Raw genomic sequence first — 15,742 nt, forward strand, 5'->3', positions numbered from 1 at the left:
GAATTTGGCAGCTGCTTTCCCATAGATATCAAACGTTTGCGCAGTCAATTCGGGCAAGAACTGAGTCATCCCGCCTATCTTCGGGTCATTTATTGGATGAAATAGCTAAGGATTGTCATGTAGATTATTAATCGATATCAATTTCAATATTAAAATTCGGATATTTAGAAATCCTTAAATAAATTTAGGATGACGGAATATTGATTCATGATAATGAACATCCCCATGTTACAAACAATGACTCGCGGTTTATCGTTGGTGATCTGCTTCTGTTTATGGTTAAGCAGTGTTTCTTTTTCTCAAACAAGCCCTAAGCTGGGGAACCGTCCAAAGGTCGGCCTGGCACTCAGTGGTGGGGGAGCTAAGGGGATGGCGCATATCGGTTTATTAAAGCTGGTTGATTCTCTGGGAATAAAAATAGATTATATTTCAGGTACCAGTGCGGGTGGGATCTTCGGCGGACTTTATGCCATGGGCTACACACCAGATACGCTAAAAAAGATTGCATTGAGCATCAACTGGCGCAGGGTGCTGAGTAATAAGGTTCCTTTAAATCAGATCAATATTGAAGAAAAAGATGAGTATGATAATTATATGATCGAGTTTCCGGTAACGGGAGGGAGACCAAGATTACCGGGCGCTTTAATTGAAGGACAATATATTTCGGAAGTGCTCAATACCCTTACTTATCCGGCAAAACACATTAACGATTTTAATAAATTACCGATCCCCATTACCATTACTTCCTCAGATATTGTAAATGGGGGATTGGTCTTGCAGCATGCAGGCTCTTTACCGATGGCCATTCGCGCAACATTGGCCATACCCGCCGCCTTTGCGCCGGTATATATCGATGGACGTTTGCTGGTGGACGGGGGCTTAGACCGGAACTTCCCTGTGCAGGAAGTGAAAGAAATGGGTGCTGATATTGTCATAGGTGGTTATACCGGATTTCGTCTTTTTACAGAGAAAGAAATTGAAAACCCAATGAAACTGATTTACCAGACTCATGCGTTCAGATCAGTAGAGGATTCGAAAAAGCAGGAAGCGATGGCTGATGTGGTGGTTGATTTTACTCAGGCACTGACCGGCTATTCTACGGCTGATTTTTACCAGAACAGGCGCATCATTGAAATAGGGGAGATTGAAGCTAGAAAATACCTGCCGCAACTGATAAAAATTGCAGAAGAACAGAAGAAATATCCTCAGGAAAGTACCACACGTGTGATTAAAGATCCCAGGTTACCGGTCACAAAAATCATTTATCAGAATGATAAGGGGCAACCTTTAGATTTTCCGGTAATGGAACAATTTGCAGCCTCACGTTTGGGCCTGGAGGCTGGAAAAGAATTAAAGGTAAAGGCAGTGAACGACGGTGTGGCAGATATCTATGGTACACAGTTTTTTGATAAGGTATATTATACTTTTGAGAATAAAGGAGATAGTGGATTGACCATGAATGTCCGCCTGAAACAGGGGAAACCGGGAGTGTTTAAAGCTGCAGTTCATTATGATACGGAACAATCTGCCGGCTTGATTGTCAATTATACCTACCGCAATATCTTTTTAAGTAAGTCGAGGTTGCTGGCGTCGGTCGACCTTTCAGAGCGATTCAAAGCCCGGTTCGACTATTATAAATTCATTAGCGAAAACAATAGGTTGTGGTTTAAAGCTTCGTTTAACTATCAGGCCCTGCAGAATAATTCTATTTTGTACAAGCTGATTTCCGATGAGAACTATTTTAACAATACGATGAACACCGAGCTGTCTCTTGGATACAGCCTGGGGCGCTCCAGCTATCTTTCCTTAAGCCTGAGTAATGAAAATGAGGCGATTAAGAGAGGCCCCAATCTTTTTAAAAGATTTTTTGGAGAGGGAAATGACGTTCGGACACTTTATAAACATAGCAATGAAGCCTTCACGTTGCTCTTCAAACAGAATACTTTAGATCATCCGTATTTTCCAAAGCGTGGAAATTCACTAACGATTCAGGCAAAATATCTTGTAAATAACAGGCTCAGCACTAAAGTGCCGGACCCTGACGATGAGAAAGGGCAGCTGATTTATCAATATTTAAATCCTATGGATGGCCTTCCCGGAAACATTACCAGGTTCTTCCTCAGCGAGACTTTTGTGAAGCGCATCAACAGAAGAATTTCTTTAAATGCCTCGGCATCCTGGGGATTCAATTATTCGGATAAATACGGAATTGATTCGTCCTATATGTATGAAAGTGCAAAATTTAGCATGGGAGGAATAGACGCCAGACAAGACATCGCGCAGAGTAATTTTATCGGATTAAAGCGGGCAGAGCTGGGCCTGGCTAGTTTGACAACCTTTGGTTTCGCATTGCAATACAACATCAGGGGCAATTTGTACCTGACTCCACAGGTAAATGTAGGTTGGGAAAATAGAGGTTGGAATCCTTTTAATGTAGCTTTTAATGACGACTACCTCTTCGGATACGGCGCTAAACTAGGCTATATGTCTTTCGTTGGCCCCATTAATTTTTCCGTAGCTAAAACCAATGGCTTTGACCGCAACCCATGGAGAATGTATTTGTCTATCGGATTTAAGTTTTAATTTATTTGATTTCTATCGTCGTTTCTATAGCTTCCAGTGGCATATCGTCATGATACTCCAGTATGGCCAAGGCCGAATAGCGGCCTTTTTTGAGGTTGGCAGGAATAGCAAGAGGGATGGTTCTGTTTGCGTCCGGGAAAATGGGAAACTCAATGCGCTCCAGTTTGGTTTCTTCGCCAGTCTCCATATTGGTTAACTCCAGACGGGCCTGGCATTGCAGCATTAAATTTCCGGTGTTTCTGACAAAAAAGTGATAACTGCCTTTTATGGATTTATCCGGACGAAGGGCAATGGCCTTCGCTTCATAGTTGTGAATTCCGGGAGGGACCTGATAAAGGTGAATGCCAAACCGAAAGATTTCATTGATCACGGCATTTACCTTTCCTTTTTTCTTCTTACTGTTTTCCTGCTCCTTCACATTTTGAACAAATAGCATGGCCCATTTCATTTCCTTAATCATTAAGGTATCTGTTGGGGCATTTAGTGTAACCCGAACCTCTTTCGATGCCCTGGGTTCTATTTCTATAAATGAATTATCCAGTTTGATCCAGTTGGCACAGGAGCGGCTTAGTGTTCCCGCTTTCAGGTACTGGTGATTGCCCAGGCTGTCTCTTAACCAGTCTCCCAGAGATAGCTGAAATACTTGCTTTTCATTTGAGATGTTTACGATGGTAATGGTTTGTGAGGAACTCTCTCCGGCTGCGGCATTGAAGCTGAGTAAGGTTGGATTGATGTTGACCCGCTGTGCACTGGTCATAAAAGGGCAGGTCAGTAAGCCTGATATTAAAGCGAAAGAGAATAAGATAGCTTTCATAAATTGAATGTGGTGTCCGGATGATCTTTGCAGGTGTTGCAATAATAATGCAGTTTTTGTTTTGGGTCGATTTTTGCATCCCTTAAGGAATAGTGCTGCTTTATTTTATGAAATATTTATACCTGTCTCTATTGTTTTTTGGCTTCTTTATCCGGGCGAATGCCCAGCCCGCTGCACCTTCTCCCTGTAATGCGCTGGGAACGGAAGCCAGAAATAAGCTGACAGTTGTTTCTGAAGGAACACTGAACTTTACCCTGGGTACGCTCAATAGTTTTGAAACGATGCAGACCTATTCCAATAACATCAGACTCAATGTTTTGTCCAGAGATTCTAAATACAGGGTGTATATCGCTGCCGAGCTGTCCCTGGCAGGGAGCCCTTCTACAGCGATTCCATTAACCAATTTTCAGGTCCAGCCTGCGCTGGTAGGAACCAACCCCCAGAATAGCATCACGGTAAGCAATGTGACGCTTTCCGGAGCTTATCAGCAGTTTGTACAACGCACAAGTGCAACGAATAGCGCGGGCGATGTGTTCGACCTGACGGTGAAACTATCTGGAATGAATACTTATACCCAGTCGCCTGGTAATTATACACTTAAGTTTCACTATAGACTGTGTCATTATTAATATGAAAAATTTCATTAGAACGATTCTTTTTATTGGATGGCTTATGGCATTTATCCCTTTGGTAGGTATGGCTCAGCGTTATGTAACCAGAAGTCGTACGGTGCAGTTATATCAGGTGCTGGATGTTTCTTTAAGCAGTACGAGCTCAGTCTTTGATTTCTCTGCTTTGGCGGACTATGAAAATGGGATCACCAAGCCCGGAATGATCACGGCAACGGTAAAGGCCAATGTGCCCTGGAAGTTGACACTGACGCTGGGAAACAATACGCTGTCTCCCCAGATTACCGCTACACCGATGCCTGCAAGCGTGATTAGCATTAAGGCGGCTACCGCTTCGACCTATACTCCGGTCCAAAACAATGCCCCTTTTTTTGTTCAGAACAATAAGGGATTATATACCATTGTCTTTGACCTGAGGGCACTTCCTGGCTATCAGTATGAAACCCAGGAATACCTTGGTGATTTTTATTTCACTGTGTCACAACAATAGTACATTAACTCAAACTTGTTACATTTTCGTGTGGAATAAGTTTCTCAAAATTCCCCATTTTGGGAAAAGCGTGGTGTTGTTTTTCTACGATTTTCTCCCCATTTATAGGTAGTAATACCTATTTTAATGGCATGTGGTTTGTCTTTGTGTTGACATATTAACCAACAAGCTAAATTATCCAATGAAAAAAAATTTACTAATTGTTGCAATTTTTTGTGCAACATTTATGACTGTAAATGCACAAGTTGCTTCAGGTACGACACCCACACGTACTCAAAACATGAAGATTATCATCAAGGAAGTCTTCGATCTTGCCTTAACACCAGGTACATTACAAACGATTAGCTTTGACGCCCTGGCTAATTATGATGCTGCGGGTGGTATTGAGCTTGCCGCTGCAAATACCGTGAACTATAAAGCCAACCATTTGTGGAAAGTAACGGCAATTGCAAATGCACCAGAATTTACTTATGCCCCAACAGCCAACAGCAATGTAGCTGACCTTTCTCCAATGCCGACTTCTGTTTTGCAGATCCGTAAAACCGGTGGTACTTATCAGGCCTTGCCTCCAAGTACCGGCGCAGCAATTACGGTAGCATCGGGTACACGTGGTACTGGTAACTTTACCCTTGATTATAAGGCTGTTCCCGGATATACTTATCAAACAGGCGAATATACCGTGGGTGTAATCTATACGATGACCAACCAGTAAGCAATTTCCGGCATCATCATAATTTAATAAGGAAAGCCCTCAAATAAAAAGGGCTTTCCTTATGATGGAATGGCTGGTAATCCTATGTGTAAGATTCGCTATATAGGCCTGCTTTGCCTGGCTTTTGTCTCTTTTCTGTGTTGTTCTGCTGCTGCGCAATCCATTGACCTTACTTTCTTGAAAGATACGGTGGAGCAAAACGGAAATACCTATAGTTTTAATACGGTGATTTTAAGGAATACCTCGGCGGTAGTTCGTAAGTTTACCATTGAAGCACAGGCTCCTGAAGGCTGGCAATTGCTTTTCGACAACCGTAAGGTCTTCGAACTTGGTCCCAATCAAACGCTTTCTCTGCCCCTGAGGCTTGCGGCCGCTATTCAAACAGAGGCGACGATTTACAGCGTCCGCCTGTTTTTGAATGTTGCGGGGTATTCGCAGAAATCCGCCTACACTTATTACGCCAGGGTTGGTGCCAATTCAAAATGGCGCGTTTCATTGCTCAATCCAAATCTGCTCTTATCAAGGGCAAGCCGGGAAAACAGCTTCCGTTTGTTGCTCAGTAATAAAGGAAATGCAACAGAAGAACTAAATGTCCGTATCAATACTTCCCTCACACTTTTACAAGCCAGGAACAGCACTGTGAAACTTGCTGCGGGTAAAGACACCACGCTCGTTTACAGTTTTACCATTGCCGCTAAATTTCTGGAGGATTTTAAAAGTCAGGAAGTGATCGTTCAGGTGACCGATCAGAAAAAGCAAAACCAATTGCTCCTGCAGAGAATTTCGAGCTTTGGAACGTTTTTCAGGGAGAATCCCTCGGGCTGGTATACCTTTCCGCTAAGCGTCGAATTCGTGGCCCAGAATTTTACAACTACCTATAAAACAGTGTATATCAATAGTAACGGAAGTCTGGATTTAAATAAAGGGCGTGCTCTGAGCTTCAATTACAGGACAGATAATTTTAGCACACAATCTGATGGGTCTTCGAGATATGCATTCCTCAATTATAGTTCCCCCAAATGGAAGATCTCTGTAGGAGATCAGTCTGAATTTGGTGACTTCCTGATCGATGGTCTTGGTGCACGTCTGGGCTTTGATAATGGAAAAGGATATCGGACTGAGGTGCTTGGGGTAGACAGCAGGCTCGGTGATGCTAAGTTGTTCAGGTTGGATCAGCAGCTTAATTTTCTGGGAAATCAGCAGCTGGAGAATCAGACTGTGGGGAGCTTTGACCGGGAAAATAAGATCAACAGTGTGCTCAATATGAGTACTTATGAGTTGGGCTGGAGAAAATACAATCACCTCGTTCTTCGTGCAGGAATCAGCAGGGAAGAGTTTTACCGGTTCAGCAAGCCGCTGAGAAAAACCGGAAATAGCCTGGCTGCGGCTTATAGCTATAGCAGTCCGCGTTTAACGGGACGGTTTGGCCTCACTGCTACCGATGTCAACTTTCCGGGAATTAACCGTGGTTTAATGCAATCCAATAATGAACTGACCTTCCATTTTAAGCGGTTATCCCTGGGTCTGTTGTTCGACTATAACGAACGGCAGCTCAATCCTGCTTTGGATACAGGTACTGTATTGAGCCAATTGTTAGGAGGGCGTATTGCAGAATATGGATTGAAGACGGGCTGGAGGTTTGATAAAGGATATGTTACTTTGATCAGCTCCCTGATCGATCAGGTTCAGTCGTCCAGCGACCTGCTCCTGGTCAGGTCTTACAAGCTGAATTTTAATGCAGGCAAAGAATTTAGTCAGTACCTGTCGGCTTCATTTTCAGGAAGCCTATTGAGAAATGAAGCTCCGGATAATCCTTCAGCAAAGGCGGGGTACAGTCTTAATGCTTATGCTACGCTTGCTGCACGAAACTATGGATTCTTTGTCAGACTGGACAATGGACCTTCTTATTATTTTGATTTTGTGAACTATCTGAGCAATGGTTACGCTACCAGAAGGTTTCAGTTCTCCCCCTATTATGAACAATCTTTTTTTAAAGACGTTTTGCATTTCAGGTTGCAAATGGACTATACCGACGACCGCTCCCTGCCTGATCCGGAATTGATGGCGCGTGGAGATTTAAGTCTGGACCTGAACACCAGGGGTGTATCTTTCCGTATTTTTGGTTCCAAAAATGTAAGGAACATTTCAGGAAACAGGTCCGATTATATAAGCATGAGCATCCGCAAAAGCTTCAATCTGCCCCTGCTGGGAATCAAACGCTTTGTGACGATGAAAGTTCTGGTTTTTAAAGATGTTAACAGCAATGGAATTTATGATCTGGGAGATGAGGCCATTCCGGATGCAGCTGTGGGAATCGCGGCCCAGAACTTTCTGAGCAATAAGAAAGGAGAGGTGAGCTATAAAAACATCAAGGCCGGGGGATACGATGTGGACCTTAGCCGGGTGAATACCGTAAAGGGATGGATGCCCAGAAATGGCTTCCGCCAGCATTATGAGGTTCGCAGTTCCCAGACGGTTTATATTCCTTTTAGCCAGAGTCGTTACCTCTCCGGGAAATTGAATGTTCAAAAGGACCCGCGCTCCAATCTGGTCTTCCGCCCTGATAACATCAGGATCAATGTCAGCAATTCAAGAGGGGAAAGCTTTAGTACCCTGACCACTGAGAATGGGGAGTTTTTTATTAACCTACCTCAGGATACTTATAAAGTGCGCATCAGCAGCAATGTTTTTGATGAAGATTTCAGGCTGCTTTCCGATACTTTTAATGCCGATCTCCTGCACAAAAATTCCGAACACCTCATCTTTGAAGTCCGCGAACGCAAGCGGCAAATCAATATTAGAAAACAATATTAAATCTTCCATTTTATAGTTGCTAAAACTATTTAAATCTTTCCTATCTTCGTTTTTAGCTTAGCTGTGTTATTGATTTAAAGTAATTAGAACCAAATATTTAAAAATGAGAAGAAGATCATTTATTCAAAAAGCAGGATTACTTGGTGCAGGGTTATTGGCCAGTGACCTGGTGTCATTTGCTGCAGAACCAGGCTTTCCTACGGTGAGGGTACCACTCGCGAAACGTCACTTTAGCAGTAAAGCCGTAGAAAGTGCCATCACTGAATTTACATCCAAAGTAAAAAATAAAGAACTGGCCTGGTTATTCAATAACTGTTTCCCTAATACCTTAGACACTACGGTTACTTATACAGAGACTGCTGGTAAACCAGATACTTATGTGATTACCGGTGATATTGATGCGATGTGGCTGCGGGACAGTACTGCGCAGGTATGGCCCTATCTTCCTTTTTTACAAAAAGATAAGCCTTTAAAAAATCTCGTTCAGGGGGTGATTAACCACCAGGTTAAATGTGTGCTTAAAGATCCTTACGCCAATGCTTTTTACAATGACCCAAATAAAGTAGGGGAATGGAAAGACGATGTGACAGATATGAAGCCGGGACTACATGAGCGAAAATGGGAGATTGATTCTCTTTGTTATCCGATTCGTCTGGCTTACCGTTACTGGCAGGAAACGAAAGATACCACTCCTTTCGGTGCAGACTGGCAGGCTTCTGTAAAATTGATTTTAAAGACCTTTAAAGAGCAGCAGCGCAAAGAAAACGACGGACCTTATACTTTCCAGCGTAGAACTTCATGGGCGACAGACGGCGTTGCCATGTCGGGATACGGATATCCCGTAAAACCTGTAGGTTTAATCTGTTCTTCTTTCAGACCAAGTGATGATGCGACCGTATTCTCCTTTTTGGTGCCGTCTAACTTCTTCGCGGTAGTGAGTTTAAAGCAGGCTGCTGAAATTTTCAGAGCCATAAAAGCAGATGAACAAACAGCAAAAGACCTGGATGCACTGGCAGCAGAAGTTCAGGATGCTTTACAGAAGCATGCGATCATTAACCACGAAAAATTTGGTAAAGTCTATGCATTTGAAGTGAACGGAATGGGAAGCTTTAACCTGATGGACGATGCAAATATCCCGAGCTTACTCGCCCTTCCATATTTAGGTGCGGTGCCGGCGGATGATCCTGTATATCAGAATACCCGTAAAATGATCCATTCTGTAGATGACAATCCTTTCTTCTTTAAAGGTTCTGCTGCAGAAGGAATCGGTGGCCCACACATTGGTAAAGACATGATCTGGCCAATGAGCATCATTGCAAGAGGATTAACGAGTTCGGATGATAACGAAATTAAGCTATGTCTTCAAATGTTGCAGTCTACTCATGGAGATACTGGTTTTATGCATGAATCTTTTCATAAAAACGATCCCAAGAAATTTACCCGTGCATGGTTCGCTTGGACCAATACCATTTTTGGGGAATTCCTTTGGAAAACATATAAAGAAAGACCACACCTTCTGGGTTAATTCTTTTGAAATGCAAAGCCTTCTGAATAGATCTTCAGAAGGCTTTTTTATGCGATGAAATCCAGGATGCTAAACCCTTTTTTAGGCCAAAATCGCTGAATATTTTGTAGGAAATGTTAAATAATAACTTGTTAAAAATCCTTCCCTTGAAGCCATGAAACCTTTATTTAGAACCAGCCTGATCCTGATCCTTTTGTGTGCCGGACTGACCGGATTTACCCAACAAAAAATAAGTATTATTCCTCAGCCGGTAAGCCTTCGTTTGCTGGAGGGCAATTTTGTGATCAATTCCGAAACCAGTATCCGCCTGGATGGCGATAAAAAAATATTGAAACCTGCCTCAGCATTTCTTCAAAGCTATATCCGGGGAATCTCTGATTACGATCTGCAGGTAAAAAAGAACCACTTAAACACGATCACCCTTAAAATTATCAATAACCCGGTGATTGGTACAGAGGGCTATACCCTGACCGTTAATAGCGAAGGGATTCAGATTGCTGCAAACGAACGTGCAGGAATCATTTACGGAATGCAAAGTTTGTTTCAGACCCTGCCTCAGGTGCAAACGAACCAGGAGCTGAGGGTGCCGGCAATGGAAATTACCGATTATCCCCGTTTTAAATGGCGTGGAATGCACCTGGATGTGGGACGTCATTTCTTCCCGGCAGAGATGGTGAAGGAATATATAGACCTCATTGCCGCTTATAAGATCAATACTTTTCACTGGCACCTGGTAGACGATCAGGGATGGCGGATCGAGATAAAGAAATACCCTGTGTTAACAGCTGTTGGCGCCTGGAGAGTAGACCAGACCGATCGCCCATGGGACATCAGGCCACAGGCGATGCCGGGGCAGGAGGCTACGTATGGGGGATATTATACCCAGAAACAAATTAAAGAGATCATTGCCTATGCGGCAGTTAGAAATGTAAATGTCGTGCCGGAGATAGAGATGCCTGGGCATGTGGCCTCTGCCATTGCTGCTTATCCGAATCTCAGCTGCAGTCAGCGCCCTCAACTGCCCTTAACGGGAGGGAATTATACCGGAGCATCCTCGAATTACTGTGCCGGAAATGAAGAGGTGTTTACTTTTCTGGAAGATGTATTAACAGAAGTGCTTGCCCTGTTTCCTTCAAAATACATCCATATTGGTGGTGATGAAGTCGACAAAACCTCCTGGAAAAGTTGTGCACGTTGTCAGGCGAGAATGAAAACACTTGGCCTGAAAAATGAAAACGAATTGCAAAGTTATTTCATTACCAGAATGGAGAAATTCCTGATCGGCAAAAAGAGAAGCATGATTGGCTGGGATGAGATCCTGGAAGGTGGATTGGCTCCGGAGGCGACAGTCATGAGCTGGAGAGGAGAAGCCGGAGGGATCGAAGCTGCAAAGATGAAACATGAGGTGGTGATGACGCCCGATAACCCGCTTTATTTTGACCATTATCAGGCCGGGCCGGAAGGAGAGCCTTTGGCCTTCGGAGGGTTTAATACCTTGAAAAAGGTCTATAATTATGAGCCGATCCCTAAAGAATTGAATGCAGAACAGGCTAAATATGTATTGGGTGCTCAGGCCAATATCTGGACCGAGCAAATTACCACTAAGGAACACCTGGAATATATGTTGCTTCCCCGTATGTTGGCCCTGGCCGAAGTGGTCTGGTCGCCGGCACAAACTAAAAACTGGAACGGTTTTTCTGAACGGTTGAAGTATCATTTCAAAGGCTTCGAACAAAAAGGATATCGTTTTTCTCCGGGGAATTATACGATAGCCATAAAACCGGCCATCAGTAATGGGAAGTTAACGGCTGAATTGTTGTCGGATGCGATTAACGGGGAGATCTTTTATACGCTTAACGGGGAGCAGCCAACGATAGGAAGTCTTAAATATACCGGACCGGTAAACATAGATTCTACAGCAATCTTAAAGGCTGTTTATGCGGTAAATGGTTCTGTAATGGGGTTGATCCCTGCCAAACAATCCTTCGTCTTTCATCAGGCAACGGCTAAGAATGTGGTGTATACCAATCCGGTGAGCCCAAATTACCTGGCAGATGGCCCGAATTCATTAACGGATGGCATTCGTGGAACAATGGCGGTTAACAAGTACTGGCATGGCTTCAGTGGTCAGGACCTGATGGCAACGATAGACCTGGGCGCGCAAACAAGCATCGGTAGCATTAGCCTGGGTTGTCTTCAAAATTATAAAGATTGGATCATGATGCCCCGATGGGTAAAGTTCGAACTTTCCGATGATGGCATTACCTTCAGGGACTCGAAAACCATCAGCAGTCCGGTTTCTCCGGAAGAAAAGATGACTTTAATCTATGATTTTAAAGCCGATTTTAAGCAAAAGAAGGCTCGTTTTGTCCGTGTAACGGCTAAAGTGCTGGAGGCTTTACCTAAAGGTCATAGTGGCGAAGGGAAGCCTGCATGGCTGTTTGCGGATGAAATCATCGTTACAAAGTAGCGTTTTTTGAACGTTCTGATAGGGTTGGATATTAATGGGGTAATGTTATATTTGTTATAGCGCAAAGAACATTGCCCTTGAGAGAATTCATCCCTATGAAAATACCCAATCTCCCAGAGAAAGAAAAGGAAAGATTACTTGCACTAAAAGGCTATGGACTGTTGGATTCCGGAGCAGAAAAGGAATTCGACAGGATTACAGAACTGGCCTCCTTAATCTGCGAGAGTCCGGTTTCCCTGATCACCTTGCTTGATGAAAACAGGCAATGGTTTAAGTCTAAAGTAGGCATCCAGGAAGTGGAAAGCCCGAGAGAACTTGCTTTTTGTCAGTATACGATCCTAAATCCCGGAATCTTTGAAATAGAAGATGCCAGTAAAGATGAAAGGTTCAAAGACAGTCCCCATGTAAAGGGGGAGCCACACCTCAGGTTTTATGCCGGATATCCCCTGGTAGATCCCGGCGGACATGCGCTGGGTTCTTTATGTGTCTTGAGTCCTGAACCGAAAGTGTTGACTGCTGCGCAAAAGAATGCACTGTCCCTGTTGGCTGATCAGGCCATGGAGTTGATTCTGCAGAGAAGAAGAGCAGAGGAAAGCCGGTTTTTTGATCAGTTTTATCAATTGTCCAATGACTTGATTTGTGTCTCTGGCCGGGATGGCTTTCTCAGGCGTGTTAATCCTGCCTTTAAACAGGTGTTGGGTTGGGATAAGGAGTACCTGCTCAGCAATAGCCTGCTGACTTTTATCCATCCCGACGATTTGCAGCCTTGTATCGCCGCGTTGGAAAAACTGTCTGCGGGAGAAAATAATATCAATTTTTCTGTACGATGCAGAACTTTTAATGGCGATTACAGAACGCTGCAATGGACTGTTACGCCAGAGCCGGGGACAGACAATGTCTTTGCAATAGGAAGGGACGTCACACAGGAAAATCAGAGGATAGCGCAGATTAAAGAAAATGAACATAACCTGAGGTCTTTTTTTGAGAATTCTCAGGGCTTGATGTGTACCCATGATCTGAACGGTCAATTTAAAGCTGTAAATACTGCTGGTGCAGCCTTGTTGGGCTATACAACGGAAGAATTTTGCAGGATGAACTTGTCGGACCTGATTCCTGTAAAACATCATCTGCAATTGCAAACGTACCTGAAAGCAATTAAGAATAACAGAACTTCGTCAGGACTGATGACCACCCTTCATAAAAATGGTTCTCACAAAGTCTGGCTCTATAATAATTTGGTGGAATCTGGTCCGGGAGGCAATCAATATGTGATTGTCAACTCTATTGATGTCACAGGAAAGCACCGTCTGGAACAGGCCCTGGATCGGACCAAGAAGATGTTGGAGCAGACCAACCGCATGGCACAGATCGGTGGTTGGGATCTGGATGTGGGACTGAATAAAGTGACCTGGTCTGAGGTGACGAAACAAATACATGAAGTGGAATATGATTTTGAACCTGAGCTGGAAACCGCGGTTCATTTTTATAAAGAAGGGGAGCACAGGGATAAGATCGTTAAGGCGCTGGAGCTTGCCATTACCGAGGGGAAAACCTGGGACCTTGAACTGATGATCGTCAGTGCAAAAGGAAATGAACGTTGGGTGAGGTCATTGGGGCATGTGGAATTTGAAAAAGAAAACTGCAAGAAGATCTTTGGTACGTTTCAGGACATTACAGAGAAAAAGAGGGCAGAAATTGCCTTATTTGAAGAGAAAGCGAGGCTCCTGGCTTTTGTGACCCATGCACCTGCTGCAGTGGCGATGTTTGATAAGGAGTTGCGGTACATTGCGGCAAGTAACCGCTGGATCGAAGAATACCATTTGGAAGATACCCCAATTCTTGGAAGATCTCACTATGAGGTCTTCCCTGATATTACTCAGGAATGGAAGGACATTCATCGCAGTTGTCTGAAGGGAGAGGTCATAAAAAAAGATATGGACGTCTGGCGGCCAACGGGTTGGGATCATGACCAATGCCTTCGCTGGGAAGTCCGGCCCTGGTATCAGTTTGATGGGTCTGTAGGGGGAATCATGATGTTTACTCAGGACATCACCGAAAGCAGCAGGCAAAGAGAGGAGCTGCATAAAGCAAAGGAACAGGCAGAACAGGCAAGTCTGGCGAAATCTGAATTTCTGGCCAACATGAGCCATGAAATCCGGACTCCTTTAAATGGGGTGATCGGTTTTACCGACCTGGTACTGAAAACAGCTTTAAGCCCAACACAGGAACAATACCTGACCATTGTTAATGAATCTGCGAACGCGTTGTTGGGCATCATTAATGACATTCTGGACTTCTCGAAGATCGAGTCAGGAAAACTGGAACTGGATATAGAAAAGTGTGACCTTTATGAACTGGGAAGTCAGGCCGTGGACATCAATACCTACCAGGCACAAAGTAAAGATCTGGAGATGTTGTTGAACGTCTCTGAAGATCTGCCCCGTTTTATATGGACTGACGAGGTCCGGTTAAAACAGGTCCTGATCAACCTGTTGAGCAATGCGGTAAAGTTTACGGAAAAAGGCGAGATAGAACTAAAGATCGTCGCGTTGGAAGCGCCGGTGGAAGACCGGACTTTGTTTCGCTTTCAGGTGAGGGATACCGGAATCGGCATTAAATTAGCCAAACAACATCAGATATTTGAAGCCTTTTCTCAGGAAGACGGCTCTACGACAAAAAAATATGGAGGAACAGGCCTCGGACTAACCATTTCTAATCAGTTGTTAGGGTTGATGGGGAGTAAGCTCGAGTTGATCAGCACCCCGGGGAATGGAAGTACTTTCTTCTTTGACATCTGGCTGAAGGCGGAAGAGGGGGAACCCCTGGAATGGACTGACCTTTCCATGATCAAAAGAGTACTTATTGTAGATGATAATGAGAACAACCGGATCATTATAGAACAGATGCTCCTGCTCAGAGGAATTAATTCCGTTGCAGTGAAGGATGGTTTTCAGGCTGTTGACATGCTGCTTAAAGGAGCGCAGTTTGATGTAATCCTGATGGACTACCATATGCCGGAGATGGATGGATTGGAAACCATCAGGCAGATCCGAACGCGATTTAACAGTAGATCCGATACGCAACCCATTGTGCTGCTTTTCAGCTCTTCTGATGATGATACAGTGGTTCGTGCCTGTGAGGAGCTGGACATCAACTGCCGCCTGGTCAAGCCGGTTAAAATGAGAGATATGTACTATGCCTTATCTCATTTATATCAGGTTAAAAGAACAAAAGAAAATGGCCCTGCTGAACAGACGGAAGGAAGCAGAAAGCCAATTCATGTGCTCATTGCCGAAGATAACCTGATCAATATGCTGCTCGCGAAAACCATTGTGAAGAGGATTGCACCCAATGCTGAAATCCATGAAGCCTCAAACGGATTGGAATGCCTGGAATATTGCAAATCACAGGTTCCCGATATCATCCTGATGGATGTGCAAATGCCGGAAATGAACGGTTATGAAGCTGCAACATACATCAGAGAGAAGATGTCGCTGAAAGAATTGCCGATCATTGCTTTAACGGCCGGAAATGTGAAAGGGGAGAAGGAGAAGTGTATCCATGCCGGAATGAATGATTTCTTATCCAAGCCGGTGCTGGAGGAAGAAATTGCCCAGGCATTTAGAAACTGGTTAAAATAAGAAGGCTGTCTGAAGGATATGAATTTCATACCGCTCAGACAGCCTTCTCTATTGTAAAACTGAT

At 44.0% G+C, this 15,742-nt stretch carries 9 protein-coding genes; 8 read left to right on the forward strand and 1 reads right to left on the reverse strand.

Annotated elements, in window-relative coordinates:
* Window positions 1-237: 237 nt before the first annotated feature.
* Window positions 238-2,583 carry a patatin-like phospholipase family protein gene (locus AAFF35_RS00250; protein WP_342330345.1) on the forward strand — a complete coding sequence of 782 codons (2,346 nt, stop codon included), beginning with the start codon at window positions 238-240 and terminating at the stop codon, window positions 2,581-2,583.
* Between the two features lies 1 nt (window position 2,584).
* Here the strand turns inward: AAFF35_RS00250 and AAFF35_RS00255 are convergent, their stop codons facing one another.
* Entirely contained in the window at window positions 2,585-3,397 is an 813-nt protein-coding gene (locus AAFF35_RS00255; RefSeq protein WP_342330346.1) for a hypothetical protein, read from the reverse strand.
* Window positions 3,398-3,504: 107 nt separating this feature from the next.
* Here AAFF35_RS00255 and AAFF35_RS00260 point away from each other — a divergent pair, with 107 nt between their 5' ends.
* The 7 genes from AAFF35_RS00260 (at window position 3,505) to AAFF35_RS00290 (ending at window position 15,678) form a co-directional block, all read left to right on the forward strand.
* Window positions 3,505-4,026, forward strand: coding sequence for a hypothetical protein (locus AAFF35_RS00260; protein WP_342330347.1), 522 nt, complete (start codon window positions 3,505-3,507; stop codon window positions 4,024-4,026).
* Window position 4,027: 1 nt separating this feature from the next.
* Complete coding sequence (locus AAFF35_RS00265; protein ID WP_342330348.1) at window positions 4,028-4,516, forward strand: hypothetical protein; 489 nt, start codon at window positions 4,028-4,030, stop codon at window positions 4,514-4,516.
* Window positions 4,517-4,697: 181 nt separating this feature from the next.
* On the forward strand, window positions 4,698-5,228 hold the full coding sequence (locus AAFF35_RS00270; RefSeq protein WP_342330349.1) for a hypothetical protein: 531 nt from the start codon (window positions 4,698-4,700) through the stop codon (window positions 5,226-5,228).
* An 84-nt stretch (window positions 5,229-5,312) separates the two neighbouring features.
* Entirely contained in the window at window positions 5,313-8,042 is a 2,730-nt protein-coding gene (locus AAFF35_RS00275; RefSeq protein ID WP_342330350.1) for a hypothetical protein, read from the forward strand.
* Between the two features lie 103 nt (window positions 8,043-8,145).
* A complete protein-coding gene (locus AAFF35_RS00280; protein WP_342330351.1) occupies window positions 8,146-9,567 on the forward strand; it encodes a glycoside hydrolase family 125 protein in 1,422 nt (473 codons plus the stop codon).
* Window positions 9,568-9,721: 154 nt separating this feature from the next.
* Window positions 9,722-12,037, forward strand: a complete 2,316-nt coding sequence (locus AAFF35_RS00285) for a glycoside hydrolase family 20 protein (RefSeq protein ID WP_342330352.1) — start codon at window positions 9,722-9,724, stop codon at window positions 12,035-12,037.
* Window positions 12,038-12,132: 95 nt separating this feature from the next.
* The gene (locus AAFF35_RS00290) at window positions 12,133-15,678 is read left to right on the forward strand and encodes a response regulator (protein ID WP_342330353.1); all 3,546 of its coding nucleotides are present in this window, start codon (window positions 12,133-12,135) and stop codon (window positions 15,676-15,678) included.
* Window positions 15,679-15,742: the final 64 nt, after the last annotated feature.

This window comes from Pedobacter sp. FW305-3-2-15-E-R2A2 (assembly GCF_038446955.1).
Taxonomy (GTDB): Bacteria; Bacteroidota; Bacteroidia; order Sphingobacteriales; family Sphingobacteriaceae; genus Pedobacter.

Bases quoted from the DNA above. Each gene is read 5' to 3' on its own strand.
- AAFF35_RS00250 (WP_342330345.1), top strand. From the start codon at position 238: ATGACTCGCGGTTTATCGTTGGTGATCTGCTTCTGTTTATGGTTAAGC.
- AAFF35_RS00255 (WP_342330346.1), bottom strand. From the start codon at position 3,397: ATGAAAGCTATCTTATTCTCTTTCGCTTTAATATCAGGCTTACTGACC.
- AAFF35_RS00270 (WP_342330349.1), top strand. From the start codon at position 4,698: ATGAAAAAAAATTTACTAATTGTTGCAATTTTTTGTGCAACATTTATG.
- AAFF35_RS00265 (WP_342330348.1), top strand. From the start codon at position 4,028: ATGAAAAATTTCATTAGAACGATTCTTTTTATTGGATGGCTTATGGCA.
- AAFF35_RS00285 (WP_342330352.1), top strand. From the start codon at position 9,722: ATGAAACCTTTATTTAGAACCAGCCTGATCCTGATCCTTTTGTGTGCC.
- AAFF35_RS00290 (WP_342330353.1), top strand. From the start codon at position 12,133: ATGAAAATACCCAATCTCCCAGAGAAAGAAAAGGAAAGATTACTTGCA.
- AAFF35_RS00260 (WP_342330347.1), top strand. From the start codon at position 3,505: ATGAAATATTTATACCTGTCTCTATTGTTTTTTGGCTTCTTTATCCGG.
- AAFF35_RS00280 (WP_342330351.1), top strand. From the start codon at position 8,146: ATGAGAAGAAGATCATTTATTCAAAAAGCAGGATTACTTGGTGCAGGG.
- AAFF35_RS00275 (WP_342330350.1), top strand. From the start codon at position 5,313: ATGTGTAAGATTCGCTATATAGGCCTGCTTTGCCTGGCTTTTGTCTCT.